At 62.5% G+C, this 13,721-nt stretch carries 13 protein-coding genes; 1 reads left to right on the forward strand and 12 read right to left on the reverse strand.

The features are described 5' to 3' along the window. Positions 1 to 99: 99 nt before the first annotated feature. The 10 genes from AC13HB_RS11085 to AC13HB_RS11130 all read right to left on the reverse strand — a co-directional run bounded on the left by AC13HB_RS11085 (position 100) and on the right by AC13HB_RS11130 (position 10,941). Complete coding sequence (locus AC13HB_RS11085; protein ID WP_482949817.1) at positions 100 to 387, reverse strand: hypothetical protein; 288 nt, start codon at positions 385 to 387, stop codon at positions 100 to 102. A gap of 75 nt (positions 388 to 462) precedes the next feature. After that, on the reverse strand, positions 463 to 1,812 hold the full coding sequence (locus AC13HB_RS11090; protein WP_482949818.1) for a hypothetical protein: 1,350 nt from the start codon (positions 1,810 to 1,812) through the stop codon (positions 463 to 465). Between the two features lie 248 nt (positions 1,813 to 2,060). Further along, positions 2,061 to 2,621 carry a recombinase family protein gene (locus AC13HB_RS11095; RefSeq protein WP_482949819.1) on the reverse strand — a complete coding sequence of 187 codons (561 nt, stop codon included), beginning with the start codon at positions 2,619 to 2,621 and terminating at the stop codon, positions 2,061 to 2,063. A gap of 268 nt (positions 2,622 to 2,889) precedes the next feature. Then, positions 2,890 to 3,246 (reverse strand): DUF3147 family protein, encoded by a 357-nt coding sequence (locus tag AC13HB_RS11100; RefSeq protein ID WP_482949820.1) that lies wholly within the window; start codon positions 3,244 to 3,246, stop codon positions 2,890 to 2,892. 57 nt (positions 3,247 to 3,303) lie between these two features. Beyond that, positions 3,304 to 3,981: a transmembrane anchor protein gene (locus AC13HB_RS11105; RefSeq protein ID WP_482949821.1), complete on the reverse strand. Its 678-nt coding sequence runs from the start codon at positions 3,979 to 3,981 to the stop codon at positions 3,304 to 3,306. 23 nt (positions 3,982 to 4,004) lie between these two features. Further along, the gene (locus tag AC13HB_RS11110; protein WP_482949822.1) at positions 4,005 to 4,721 is read right to left on the reverse strand and encodes a HupE/UreJ family protein; all 717 of its coding nucleotides are present in this window, start codon (positions 4,719 to 4,721) and stop codon (positions 4,005 to 4,007) included. Positions 4,722 to 4,791: 70 nt separating this feature from the next. Continuing rightward, positions 4,792 to 7,959, reverse strand: a complete 3,168-nt coding sequence (locus AC13HB_RS11115) for an efflux RND transporter permease subunit (protein WP_482949823.1) — start codon at positions 7,957 to 7,959, stop codon at positions 4,792 to 4,794. A 9-nt stretch (positions 7,960 to 7,968) separates the two neighbouring features. Continuing rightward, on the reverse strand, positions 7,969 to 9,222 hold the full coding sequence (locus AC13HB_RS11120) for an efflux RND transporter periplasmic adaptor subunit (protein ID WP_482949824.1): 1,254 nt from the start codon (positions 9,220 to 9,222) through the stop codon (positions 7,969 to 7,971). Further along, the gene (locus tag AC13HB_RS11125; protein WP_482949825.1) at positions 9,222 to 10,451 is read right to left on the reverse strand and encodes a TolC family protein; all 1,230 of its coding nucleotides are present in this window, start codon (positions 10,449 to 10,451) and stop codon (positions 9,222 to 9,224) included. Before AC13HB_RS11125 ends, AC13HB_RS11120 begins: the two co-directional genes overlap by 1 nt. Before the next feature lie 100 nt (positions 10,452 to 10,551). Then, on the reverse strand, positions 10,552 to 10,941 hold the full coding sequence (locus tag AC13HB_RS11130) for a hypothetical protein (RefSeq protein WP_482949826.1): 390 nt from the start codon (positions 10,939 to 10,941) through the stop codon (positions 10,552 to 10,554). 438 nt (positions 10,942 to 11,379) lie between these two features. Here AC13HB_RS11130 and AC13HB_RS11135 point away from each other — a divergent pair, with 438 nt between their 5' ends. Continuing rightward, positions 11,380 to 11,634 (forward strand): hypothetical protein, encoded by a 255-nt coding sequence (locus AC13HB_RS11135; protein ID WP_482949827.1) that lies wholly within the window; start codon positions 11,380 to 11,382, stop codon positions 11,632 to 11,634. Here AC13HB_RS11135 and AC13HB_RS11140 read toward each other — a convergent pair. Together AC13HB_RS11140 and cutA are read right to left on the reverse strand one after the other, a co-directional pair. Continuing rightward, positions 11,631 to 13,259 carry an ATP-binding protein gene (locus AC13HB_RS11140; RefSeq protein WP_482949828.1) on the reverse strand — a complete coding sequence of 543 codons (1,629 nt, stop codon included), beginning with the start codon at positions 13,257 to 13,259 and terminating at the stop codon, positions 11,631 to 11,633. The genes AC13HB_RS11135 and AC13HB_RS11140 overlap by 4 nt on opposite strands. Positions 13,260 to 13,354: 95 nt before the next feature. Continuing rightward, positions 13,355 to 13,687: a divalent-cation tolerance protein CutA gene (gene cutA / locus AC13HB_RS11145; RefSeq protein WP_482949829.1), complete on the reverse strand. Its 333-nt coding sequence runs from the start codon at positions 13,685 to 13,687 to the stop codon at positions 13,355 to 13,357. Positions 13,688 to 13,721 lie beyond the last annotated feature (34 nt).

The following is a 13,721-nucleotide window of genomic DNA, read 5'->3' on the forward strand; positions in this document are numbered from 1 at the left end:
CGGGCGAAACGAGACAGACGCCAAGAGGCAGGGGCACTGAGGGATTATTTCGCCCGTCAGCGCCCCATATCTCCTGTAATTGCGCGGCTATCTAGTTAGCTACGTCTCATCGGTGGCTTTGCTTATCAGCTCCTGCAATTCACGTCTCTGTTCCAGGCGTCGTTCTTCGTCTGTCGGCAAAGCTGCGATCTCGGCCAGGCCGACGATGTCCGGTTCGATCCGTTCTCGGCGTAGAAGCCGCTGGAGCTGTTCGCGACCTCCCAGCGTGTAGATGAGAGGCTTGTCGGGGTGAGGTGAGCGCACTCTCATCACGACCCACTGAAGCTCATCGGCCTTGAGGACGTGGTCTCGGTTGATATGGGCAAGATGGTGATAGGATTGGGTCATAGTCTCTGAGGTTCAGGCATAGAGAAGCGCCCCGAGAGGGGCTCTCAGGGCGTCTCAATGGGTGAATTGGTGGCGTTAGTTGAAGGAGATGATCGGTTCCTGCCCGAGGCGTCGGACGAAGGCCTCTTTAAACCTTCTCTCCGCTTCTTCTGCCTTACTTGCAGGCACGATCAGGCAGTCGTGGAGGGGCAGGGCCGATAGCTCCGCCCCGTGATGCGCCAGGCAATCGACGAGGATGTCGCTTTCGATCCGTTGAACTACATGTCCGAAATCACGATGGAGGTATGCAGCCACCGGAGCATGAAGGCGTTCCAGCGCTTCCAAGCCTTCTTTAGCGGAACACGACACGTAGTTTGCATGCTCGGCTTTGGCCCATGCCGGATATCGATGAGATCGACAGAGCGCAGCCTGAAAGAGGGGCTTGAACGCCGCCTTGGGAGGTTCCTTCGCGCCTGGGATCCGGGCGGCGTATTCCGGTGGTACGTACGGATTTTCGGAACGCGGTAGTGGAAGGTCGTTCAACGCGTAGAGGATGGTCAGTGAGCATGCTTTGATGTCGACTTCTTCCACCGGCTCCTCGTTGATCAAGAGGTAGGCTTGGCGTTCATTCACCTCGCCATTGTGTCCGCCTTTGAGGCCATACCAGAATGGGTAAGCGTGGAGCCCCCATAGGCGACCTCCGAAGCGGAACGAGCCTTTGGTGAAAATGCGGCGGAGACGCCTCGCACTGAGATCGACGGTTGGGCCACCCGGTTCCATTCGAAGGTCTAGGTCTCCGAGATAGGCGTTTATAATCTCCATCTCTTCGCGCATTCGCCGAGTTTCGCTCGTATCCTCGAAATCTAGCAACGTCCCCTTTGGCCGTCCGTACCAAAGCGCGTCCTCCTTTTTGCAGCGCTTCAACGCGATAACTTCGGGGGGCTCCTGATCGACCCCAAGGTCGTTTGTCGTAATGCCCGCGCTATCGATAAGTGCGAGAAGCTTGGGAGCGGCGGACAAGCTGGACCGTTCACGTGCACCCTCGCGGGGGCGGAAAAAGTTGATCCACGGACCGGTTTCAGCCTGGGAGAGGTATTCGATCACCTTCTTCGTGATCTTGCCTACGGCCCGTTGCCGGTATCGACGAGGTCCGCCCAGGTCGTGGTCATCTAGGCTGATGTGGACTCTTGCCGTAATGCCCATCGTAAGCGCGCGATGGACAAGGTCTGTGATCAGGGCTTCGACGCAGAGATGAAGTTTCTCAGTTTCTGCCTCACTTCTGGCGCGCCTAAGAGGGGCATGGCTTTGCTCGTATTGCACGAAGTGATCGATGGCTTGGTCGATAATCGCCCTCATCCTTGGTGATGCTGACCTTCGGGCAGGGTTAAACGCCCGGTCCTCTGAGCGAGGAACGAGTTCTGCGTTGATGTCGGTGTTCATGAGCATGGTGGTTTTGCCCACGGCATTGCTTGCCGCAGGACTTCCAGAGCCTCTTGCTTGGGCTCAAGCTTGTTATTCGGGATAGGGATTTGAGGTCATGGTCTCTGGAGGAGATGATCGGGGTGGTGATCACCACTCTCCGAAAGACCTTCAGAAAGCTTTGGAAGAACCCTTAGGGGAAATCTATAGTAACAACCTACTTTCGGTGCGCAGGGTTGGGTCCTAGGCTTCCTCCTCGTACTCAGGGTTTTGCGTCACGCAGCACTCCGGGCGGACCGTTTGATCCGTTGGACGCTGGACCGGCTTATTCCAAGCTTCTCGGCCACCGCCGTTTCGGCCATCCCATCGTTCAGAAGGGCCAAAACCTGATCCGCCTTCCTCCGAGCGGTCGGCGCACGGCCTTTGTACTTCCCTGCCGCCTTGGCCTTGGCGATCCCCTCACGCTGCCTCTCCAGCATGATCTCGCGTTCGAACTCCGCGACTGACCCCAGGATACCCAGCATCAGCTTCCCGGTGGCGGAGGAGGTGTCCAGGTCCATAGTGAGAATACGAAGCTCTGCGCCCTTCTCCTGGAGCGTATCGACGATCTCCATCAAGTCGCGGATCGAGCGGGCAAGGCGGTCGAGTTTCGTGACCATCAGAACATCACCCTCGCGAATGAAGCTCAGGGCCTCATCAAGGGTGTAACGGCTGCCCACGGAGGAGACTTGCTCACTGAATACCTTCTCCGCCCCAGCGGCCAGCAATTCACGCCTCTGTGCGTCCAGACCGGCTTCCTGGTCAGCGGTCGAGGTTCGGGCATATCCGATCAGCATCATGACACTCCAGCTTCATTAGGATCTAAATCCTATGAGGCATATGAGCGTCAAAAGTCAAGGTGCATGTGTGTGACGCTCTCTAGGGGCAGTCGCCAAAAGCTTCACTAGGCCTTGGTCTAAAGAATCGCTCCCCTCTATCCTGGAGCAATTCTCCAGGGGGTAAGGGGGGGAGAAGGCGAGTGTCGGTAAGAATCTGAGCCTCTCAGATTTTTGTTCCGCGTTTTGACGCGCTTCGAACGTGGCATTCCACTCGCTTTACGTCGTCTCAAAACGGCAACCGCAGCCCCACTCGTGGCCCCAGCCAGGTCATCGCGAGATACAGGCCCACGGTAACTACACAGCCCAGCATAAGGGACGGCCAGAAGCAGACTCCTCGGCGCAGGAGGGCCGGGATCAGCAGGAACATGGGCAGAGAGGGCAGGACGAACCAGAAAGTGGCTTCGGCGTGGTCGGCGAGGCGATTGGTGTCCTTTGTTTCCTGCCAGAGCCAGATCATGCCCAGCACGGAGACGATGGGCAGGGAGGCGACGAGTGCGCCCATGGCCGCGCTGCGCTTGGCGGTTTCCGAGACGATGCCCACGAGGGCACCGGAGATGAGGGATTTGATGACCAGCCAGAGCATGATCGGCCTCCTGGAAAAGCGGGTGGCCCGTGTCGAGCCGGACCACCCTTTCCCTTTTTAGAACAGCCGGTTGAATTCGCTGTACTCGCCCCGCGTGCGCAGGGTGACCGTCACAGCGACCTCGGACCGGTTGCGCCAGAACCATCCATGAGCGCCATCGAACTCGGCGGCAAACTCACCGCTGTCACCGGGTTCGTTGCGGCCCTGGCGGTAGGAGATGAAGGCATCCTGCGGATTGTCGCCATGCAGGTCCGAATTGAGCCCGGCCTGATCCGTGGTCCACTCGTAGACGGCGACATCTCCGGCCAGCATGGTCAGTTTGACTTCGGTGGCTTCGCCCGGCTGAAGGGTAATGGAGATCGTGTCTTTCCATTCGGGAGCAGCCGGTTCCGCGGGGGCTTCAGTCGCCGGTACAGCCTCTGCCGGCGCGGCCGCTTCGACGGGCGTGTCCTGAGGGGTGGCCGCGGCGGCTGTCTCCCGCGGAGCCGGTGTCGCGGCCTGAGCAGTCGTGGCCTCGCGATCCGCGGCAGCCTCTTCGGCCAATTGCACCTTGATCTCGCCCATCTGGGTCAGTCCCAGGACACGGCCGATCCGGGTGGGGTCGATGCCGTATTCGGCGGGCAGGACGATGGTCACCAGGATGACGATGGCCGCCACCAGCGCCACCAGGGCGGATTTCAGAAGGCTCTCGCTGGACGGAAGATCGTCGCGGGACGGGAGTTGGGAATTGAACATGGGAAGTCTCCGAAAGTCTGCGTCTATGCGACGAAATAGCCGGTGAGCTGGTAGCCCATCAGGATGAAGCCGGCGCACATGAGAATTGTGTTGGCGAGGTAGGCGTGACGGGCAAAGCTCGCCGTGCGCCGCCAGAAGCCCATCGCGATCAGGATGGCCGCCAGGGCCAGGAGCTGGCCGATCTCGACCCCGACATTGAAGGCCAGGAGATTGGGCAGGAGCCCGTCCGGCGCGATGTCATAGTCGATCAGCTTGGTCGACAGGCCGAAACCGTGGAACAGGCCGAAGACCAGCGTGGCGGCCTTGGTGGAGGGCTGCACGCCGAACCAGCGCTGGAATGCCCCCAGATTGTCGAGCGCCTTGTAGACGACCGACAGACCGATGATGGCGTCGATCAGATAGGCATTCAGCCCGATATTGAAGAACACACCGGCCAGCATCGTGGTGGAATGACCGATGGCGAACAGGCTGACATAGATGCCGACATGCTTGAGCCGGTAGAGGAAGAAGACCACGCCGAACAGGAAGAGGAGGTGGTCATACCCCGTCACCATGTGCTTGGCGCCCAGATAGAGGAAGGGGATCAGATTGATGCCCGTGATCTCCTGGATATAGCCCTTGTCGCCTTCCGTGACCCCGTGGGCCAGCGCATCGCCGCCCACGAGAAGACACGCAGCGAGGGCTGCAAAGATCGCCCAGAGCGACCGGTTGGAGCCCGAAACGGGCAGGAATGAGAACATGTGATACTCCGAAATGAAGTCAGACTGAGCGACCCGGCCCGGACATGAAGTCGGACCGGGTCACACGGGATCAGGCGAGTTCCTCGCGTGCAGGATTGGCTTCATTGCCTGCCTCGCCGCCCAGGAAACCCCGGACGATACGAAGCAGGGCCGGAAGCACCAGCAGGGTCAGCAAGGTTGATGAGGTGATCCCCCCGATGACCACGGTGGCCAGCGGACGCTGGACCTCCGCACCGGCACCGACATTGAAGGCCATCGGCACGAAGCCGAGACTGGCCACCAGTGCCGTCATCAGGACCGGGCGGAGACGGGTCAGTGCCCCTTCCCGGATCGCGGTCTCCAGCGGTTTGCCTTCATCCATCAGCGAGCGGATGAAGGTCACCAGAACCACCCCGTTGAGCACCGCCACCCCTGACAGGGCGATAAAGCCCACCCCGGCCGATATCGACAGGGGCAAGTCCCGCAGGAGCAGCGCTGCGACCCCACCGGTCAGCGCCAGCGGCACGCCGGAGAAGACCACAGCGGCATCGGCCACCGAGCGGAACAGGGCAAGCAAAAGCAGGAAGATCATGGCCAGAGCCACCGGCACGACGAGGCTGAGCCGGTTGGCGGCGGAGATCAGCTGCTCGAACGTGCCGCCATACTCCACCCAATAGCCAGCAGGCACTTCGGCCTCATTGCGGACCAGGTCCTGGACCTCCGTCACAAAGGAACCCAGATCGCGGCCCCGAACATTGGCGGTCACGACGATGCGCCGCTTGCCATTCTCGCGGCTGATCTGGTTGGGGCCAATGATCAGCGAGATGTCGGCCAGTTCGCGCAGCGGGATGGTCTCCACGCGTCCCTCTTCCATCGCCGGAAGGGGCACGTTGAGCCGTTCCAGAAGCGCCACATTGGTCCGCAAATCCTCCGGCAGGCGGACGATGACATCGAACCGCCGGTCGCCTTCGAAGATTTGTCCGGCCCGTGTCCCGGCCAGGGAAGTGCGGATCACGGACTGCACATCGTCGACGGACAGACCGTATCGGGCCAGCGCCTCGCGGCGGGGCTCGATCTGCATCATGGGAAGACCGGTGGCCTGTTCCAGGGAAATATCCCGGGCACCATCCACCTGTCCCATAAGACCCTCGATCCGCTGACCGATGGCTAGCAACTCGTCGAGATCATCGCCGAACACTTTCACCGCGACATCCGCCCGCACACCGGAGAGAAGTTCGTTGAACCGCATCTCGATGGGCTGAGTGAATTCGTAGCGATTGCCCGGCACCTGCTGGACGGCCTCGTTGAGCTGGGCGACCAGGTCTTCCCGGGGCAGTCGGGGGTTCGGCCATTCCTCGCGCGGATGCAGGAGGATGAAGGTATCCGCCACGCTGGGAGGCATCGGGTCGGTGGCCACATCGGCGGTGCCGATCTTTGACACGATCCGCTCGATCTGCGGGAAACCCCGCAGCTGTTCCTCCAGATTGGTCTGCATCTCCAGCGCCTGGCTCAGACTGGTACCGGGAATGCGCAAGGCGTGCAGGGCGATGTCGCCTTCCTCAAGCTGCGGAATGAACTCCGAGCCCATACGAGATGCGGCCATACCGGCGATGACGACCAGGGCCACGGCCCCGGCCACCACGAGCCAGCGCAGTTTCAGCGCTACGCCCAGAACCGGGGCATAGAGCCTTGCGGCGCCGCGCATAAGGATGTTCGGCTTCTCCTCCACCTTGCCCGAGACGATCATCGCGACAGCAGCCGGGACGAAAGTCAGCGAGAGGATCATCGCCGAGGTGAGGGCGAAGACCACGGTGAAGGCCATCGGGTGGAACATTTTCCCTTCCACGCCGGTCAGAGCGAAGATCGGGACATAGACCAGGGTGATGATCAGCACGCCGAAGAGCGAGGGACGGATCACCTCGGCCGCGGCCTCGGCAGTTTCCTTGAAACGCTCCTCACGGGTCAGAAGGCGGCCATACTCATGCTGTCTCAACCCGAGCCTTCGCAGGCAGTTTTCGATGATGATCACGGCCCCGTCGACGATCAGACCGAAGTCCAGCGCCCCCAGGCTCATCAGATTGCCGGAGACCCGGTTCTCCACCATGCCGGTGATGGTCATCAGCATGGAGAGCGGAATGACCAGCGCTGTCAGGATGGCTGCCCGGACATTGCCGAGCAGGATGAAGAGGACGACGATGACCAGAAGGGCCCCCTCGACGAGGTTCTTCTCGACGGTCTCGATGGTGCGGTCGACCAGCTCGGTGCGGTTGTAGATCGCATCGGCTCGGATGCCCTCAGGGAGGGCTTCAGCGGCCTCTTCCAGACGAATGGCTACATCGTGTGCCACCTGACGGCTGTTCTCGCCCATCAGCATGAAGACCGTACCCAGCACGACCTCGCGTCCATTCTCGGTAGCGGCCCCTGTGCGAAGCTCCTCACCGAGAATCACATCCGCCACATCCCGGATCAGGATCGGCTGGCCGTTGCGATTGGTGATGACGGCGGCTTCCAGATCGGCGATGGAGCCGGCCTGACCTGTCGAGCGGATCAGAAGCTGTTCGCCGTTGTGCTCGACATAACCCGCGCCGGTATTGGCATTGTTGCGGGACAGGGCCTCGACCACATCGTCCAGCGTCAGCCCGTAGGCGGCCAGCTGATCCGGGTGCGGGGTGACATGATACTGGCGGACATAGCCACCAATCGTGTTCACCTCGACCACGCCGGGTGTGCGCAGGAGCTGCGGACGGATGACCCAGTCCTGCAGGGTGCGCAAGTCTTCGGCTGTCCAGTCCGACCCGTCATCGCGCGTGGCCCCCGGCTCGATCTCCAGCGTGTACATGAAGATCTCGCCCAGACCCGTGGCGATGGGACCCATTTCCGGGGTGACACCTTCGGGCAGCTGGTCGCGGACGGCCTGCAGCCGCTCATTCACCAATTGTCTTGCGAAATAGATGTCGGTCCCGTCCTCGAAGACGACCGTCACCTGCGACAGGCCGTAGCGGGAGACCGAGCGGGTGTAATCCAGCCCCGGAATGCCGGAGATGGCGGTTTCGATGGGAAAGGTGATCCGTTGCTCGGCTTCGAGCGGCGAAAACCCTTCGGCTTCCGAATTGATCTGCACCTGGACGTTCGTGATGTCCGGCGTGGCGTCAATCGGCAGTCGCTGGAAGTTCCACACCCCGAGGGCCCCGAGGGCCAGCACGAGGAAGAGAACCAGCCAGCGATAGCGGATCGACTGGTAGATAATCGATTTCAGCATGATCCGCTCCTAGTGATCGTGGCTCGCGCCGGACTTCATGACGTCTGCCGTGATCAGGAAGGCGTTCTCGCTGACATAGGTCACGCCCGGATCAATACCGCCCAGGATTTCCGTCCATTCCGGCGTCTGGCGGCCCAGGTCCAGCATGCGGACCTCGTAAGTGTCCTCGACCTGCGCATAAACGACGGTGAAATCGCGGAAGCGCTGCAAGGCATCCGTACGCACGGCCAGCGGCACATCGAACTCACCCACTTCAATGCGGGCGCGGATGCGTTCGCCGGGACGCCATTGGCCATCCTCATTGGGGATTTCCACATGGGCGATGGCACGCTGGCTGGCCGGATCGATCATCGGGGAGAGGAATTCGATCTCGCTCTCCACGCTGCGTCCGCCATCAAAGCTGCTGACATGAACCGGCTGACCGCCCGCCACGCTGCCAAGATCACCGGGATAGATGAACAGCTCAGCGTGAAGCTGGCTGGGATCGACGACCACGAAGAGCGGTTCGCTGCCGGTCGGGCCGTTCAGCGTCGCCCCGCGTTCCACCACAACACCGCTGATCGGCGAGGTGACGGAATAGGTCTGCAGGCTTTCGGTAGCCGTAATGCGGGCGAGCGTCTGACCGGCTTCGACGCGATCCCCGATGCTGGCATTGAGGGCGACGACCCGTCCCGGCAGCCAGCCGCGCAGTTCGGCGCGACCTTCAGGCATCAGTTCGATCTCGCCATAGACTTCGACCGTCTCGTCCAGCGTGGCCGGACCGGTGACGGATACGGCAATACCGCCCGCCTCGGCCTGCTCGGGAGAGATCGTGGTGCGGCCCTCATAGGACTCATACTGCCAGCGCCCGTTCACGCCCGACATGGAAGCCGTGACCGCCACGTCGAAAGAGTGGGGTTCGGTCACCACGCCATCGCCGCTCAGGAAGTCTTCCTGGGGGGCAAAGGCAAATCGGTCGACCTGGCCGCCCAGACGCGTCAGCTCGATGGTCGCATCGACCCGAGACGGATCAACCGGCTCGCCGTTGAGATAGGGGAAGAGTCGGAATTCGGGATCGACCCCGTCTTCGAAAATGGTGAGTTCCAGAGCGAAATCGCCCTGACGCAGCATGCGGCCGCGATGCGGGCCACGCTCATACTCTTCGGCTGCGGCGTCACCATGGCCACCCCCGTCGGAGGTTTCCGGGGCGCTGGGGGAACAGGCGATCAGCACAAGTGCCGTGGAGCCGCACAGGGCGGCCGTGAACATGTTTCGGATGGTCATTACTGGTCTCCCATGCCCTGCGGCATGTTCGGGCTGCCGCCGGTCAGGCGTCGCAGCTGGATGTCGGACTGATGGATGGCGAACAAGGCATCGACCGAGCGCAGCCGCGCATCGATCAGGGCCTGCTGCACATCATAGATTTCCAGGAAGGAGAAACTGCCACGGGCAAAGCCGGTCTGGGCCTGCTCCAGGGCGGTCTGCAGGGGCGGGATCACCGTCTCTTCCAAGGCTGCCAGTTCGCCAGCCGCTGCCTGACGGCGCAGGATCAGGGCCTGGACCTGCCGCTGGACGAACCGCTCACGGGCAGCCAGATCGGCATCAATCGCTGCCGCTTCGGACCGGGCCGAGGCGATATTGGCCTGATTGGCATTCCAGATCTGCAGCGGGATGGAGAACCGAACCCCCAGCGCCACGTCATTGGAGGACTGGAAGTGGCGCAGCTCCAGGCCGACATTGGCATCCGGCACGGCGCGGGCCGTTTCCAGACCGATCTCGGCATCGCTGCGGGCTCTCTGGGCGCGTAGGAGGGCAATCTCGGGCGTGTCCCGGTCGGCAGGACTGGCCTCCAGCTCACCCGGCGCTAGGAAGCTTTGCGTGTCCACGGTGAAATCCGGCAGACCACCCCAGTAGGAAGCCAGGATGGTGGCGCTCGTCGCGACACGGCGCCGGGCCAGACCGGCCTCGATCCGGGCTTCGGCCAGGCGTGCCTCGATCCGGTCGCGTGCCATCCGAGGGTCACGCGCGGCCCGCACCCGGCGGTCGACGATGGCCGCCAGGGCCTCCAGCGAGGCGATGCGGTCTTCCGCGATGGCGTGACGCATCCGCTCCGCCTGGACGTCGAGATAGGCCAGCTCGACCTGTTGCATCAGATCGCGCCGGGCGATCTCGGCTTCCACGACCCGAAGGTCGCGTTCCCGCTCCGCCAGCGTCGAGCGGGCTTCCCGGTCGCCACCGCGCTCCCAGGGCTGCATGACCCCGACGGCGGCCTCAGCCTCGTTGAAGAGATTACGGTCGCCGGTTCCCGCGACACTTTCGGAGGTGAAGTCGAGGGTCGGATTGGGCCGCCGGGCCGCACCGTCAATACGCTGGGCGCTGGCATCGATACGGGCATCGGCAGCGGTGAGTTCGGGGGCTTCGGCGAGGGCTCGCGCCAACGCCTCGTTCAGGCTCAGCGTGGACGGCTGAGCGCTCTGGGCCACCGCACAGACGGGGGCCACGAGGATTTGCATCGCGGCCAACGCGAGCAAACATGATGAGGTTCGCATGGAATCTTGTCCTGTAAACGAAAAGCAACACGCAGCCGGTCGGGCCGACTGCCGGTTCAGGTCGTTACAGGATCGATTTGGGAGGCCGTCTCAGCCCGTCCAATCCAGGATCAGGCTCCGGCACGACATGACTCAGGGACCGCACCGGTCCAGCCGTTTCTACGGTTTGCAGGCTCATTAACGCAGCCATCGGCGCACCATCCATGTGGACATGGGCATGCAGGATCACATCGCCGCTCTCGTCCGCATCGACATCCGCCGCCTCGCGCATCTTGGCCAGATCAATCTCGCGATCCGTGCCCCGATGATGGTGCGCGTCCTCATGATGATGGTCGGCCGCCGCTTCCACATGATGATGTTCCGCCCCCACTTCATGCGCATGCGCCTCCGTCCCGGAAACAGGTCCGAGCCAGGCCAACATGGCAATCAGCAGGAATGTCAGAACGTGCCGCATAGGCCCCCGAGCGGAAAACAGTCCGCCATTAGTGCCGCCATGAGCTGAAGGGGTCAAGAAACGTTACCGTTGTAAGTCCTTGCTCAATTCGAGCGAGGCTTGTGCTGCGCCACCAAGTCAGTATCGCGCCGGGTCGACTTTTTGCTGCAACTGTCCCACAAAATGTCCCACAAAATCCCGAAGTCAGTTTGGCGGGTGATTTCTTTTTGGTTGAAAAATGATCGGTAGTTCAGTCGGTTGGGTGGTTGCGACGATTTGATGTGAGGACTTTTCTTCAAGTCTCTCCCTCGCCACCACTTTCCCCCTCCAGAACAATCTCCGGAACCGATGCCAATGCGCCGTGCCGCGCGTCGCTTCGCCGCACGCTGTGTGTGTATCGAGAGGGGTGTTATGCCCGGCGGGCATCTCTATCTTCTGCGAACGCTTAAGGAGATGCCCATGACACGCGGCAGCCAGCTTTCCCTCATCGCGGCGGTGATCGCCATCATCATCTGCCTCGCCTTCATCGTTGTCGGCTTCGGCGCTTTGCCCGAGGTGGAGATGGGCATTCACGGCTGGGTCGCGCTGGCGCTGGGGATCGGGTTCAGCGTGGTGATCGGCGGCGGTCTCGCGGCCATTCTCATCATCAGCCGCCGCCGCGGCTTCGACGAAGCGGCTCACGACGCCTACCGGCAGACCGAAGAACTCGACTAGGCGACGCGACTTTCGCGATCGGCAGTGCGCGAGCGTCCCAGCTGGGCCTCGATCACGCGGAAGAGTTCGGCCTGCTCGATGGGTTTCGAGACGAAGTCGTCCATTCCCGCCTCCGTACAACGTTCGCGCATGTCCGAGAGGGCGTGCGCCGTCAGCGCGACGATCGGAGTGGACGCGGCGGGGCCGTCCAGCTGGCGGATCGCCCGTGTCGCGGCCAGGCCGTCCATGACCGGCATCTCCATATCCATGAGAATAAGGTCGTAGGCCTGCGTGCCGAGCGCCTCGAGCGCTTCGCGGCCATTGTCCGCGTAATCGGCTTCGAGCTGCCTCAGGCCGAGGAAACCACGGATGACGGCCTGGTTGATGCGATTGTCCTCGGCGACGAGGATGCGCGTATTGCGGTTCGACGGTTCCGGGTCGCCGGCAGCGGGCGCGGGCCGCGCAGGGGCGGTCTCCGAAGCTGCTCGCAGCGGTATTTCGAACCAGAATGTGGACCCTTCGCCGGCCCGGCTGCGAAAGCCGACCGTACCGCCCATGAGTTCGCTCAGGCGCTTGCAGATCGCCAGGCCCAGCCCGGTCCCGCCCTGGCCGTGCGGCGCCTGCGCCTCGGCCTGGGTGAAGGCGCTGAACAGTCTGGCCTGGTCGCCCTCGGGAATGCCGCAGCCGGTATCCGCGATCTCGGCGCGCATCACGCTCCGGCGCCGCCCGATCGCATGGAAGGATATTTCGCAGGCGATGCGTCCCCTGTCAGTAAACTTGATGGCATTGCTGAGAAGGTTGAACAGGATCTGGCGGATGCGTGTCGCATCGCCGATGAAATCGCGGCCATGGTCGCCGGTAAGGTCGATTCTCAGATCGAGCCCTTTCTCCCGTGCCCGTGCCTGCCAGAGCGCAAGTGCGTCCGTCGCGATTTTCGCGGGCGAGAAGGGCGCGGTTTTGAGCTCCATGCGACCGGCTTCGATCTTGGACAGGTCGAGCACGTCATTGAGCACGGTCTGCAGGATATTGCCGGACTCGTTGATGATCCGGACGAGGTCGGCCTGGTTGTCGTCGAGTTTCGAGGCGGCGAGCAGCTGGGCGACGCCCAGCACGCCGTTGAGCGGCGTGCGGATCTCGTGACTCATGGTCGCGAGGAATTCCGATTTTGCCTTGGAGGCGGCGAGCGCCTCGATGCGTGCCCGGCCCAGTTGTTCGGCCAGGGCGGAGAGTTTGTGGTTCCGTTCGACGCTCTCATCGGACATCACGCGCAGTAATTCCAGCGCCGTGCCGACGCCGGCATACTGGCCGTGCCGCGTGACGATGAAACCTTCAAGCAGTTTGGACGGACAGTTGCGGGCGATCAGGGCGCTGAGTTCGTCGATCGGGGTCGAGGTCTCGACGAGGAGCGGGTCGGTCTGCATCAGCACGGAGACCGGGCGGCGGCCGAACAGGGCGCGTCCGTGCCGGTCGGCCATCTTGATGAAGAAGCGGTCCCGGGCGACGAGCCCGGCGGGCACCATGCCGTCGACGACGGGGAGGACGAGCAGGCCGGGATCCTCGCTGAACAGGTCATAGACCTGCTCGCCCGGCGTATCCGGCGCCACGATCGGCGCATCGACCACGACATCGCGTACCTGTCGACTCATCGCGAATCCCCTCTTGCGTGGGAATCAGTCATGCGCCGATCAGGCTTTCCAAGGCATAAACACCTGATGCATTTGCCGAATTATTCACAGAAGTGTCACGGATCGGGACAGGTTTCCGTCCGGATCCAGTCGAGAAACGCAGCCGAACTCCCTTCGTCGTCGATGGAGAGCGAAAGGATGCAGGGCTCGTCATAAGGGTGCAATTGCGCGATCCGGTCGCGAAGCGCCGCTTTTCGTTCGGGTGAGGTCTTCAGGATCATGACCGCTTCCGACGCCGTCTCCACCCGGCCCTCCCAGCGATAGACGCTGGTCATGGCCGGCAGGATATTGGCGCAGGCGCAGAGCCGCTCATCGATGAGCACGGCCGCGGCTTCGCGGGCGGCGCCGGCGTCCGGCCAGGTCGTGTAGGTCCAGCTATAGCTGCTCATGGTCAAGCCTCCTGCGAGCCATTATATAAGCGCC

This window comes from Maricaulis sp. B-26 (genome assembly GCF_056857855.1).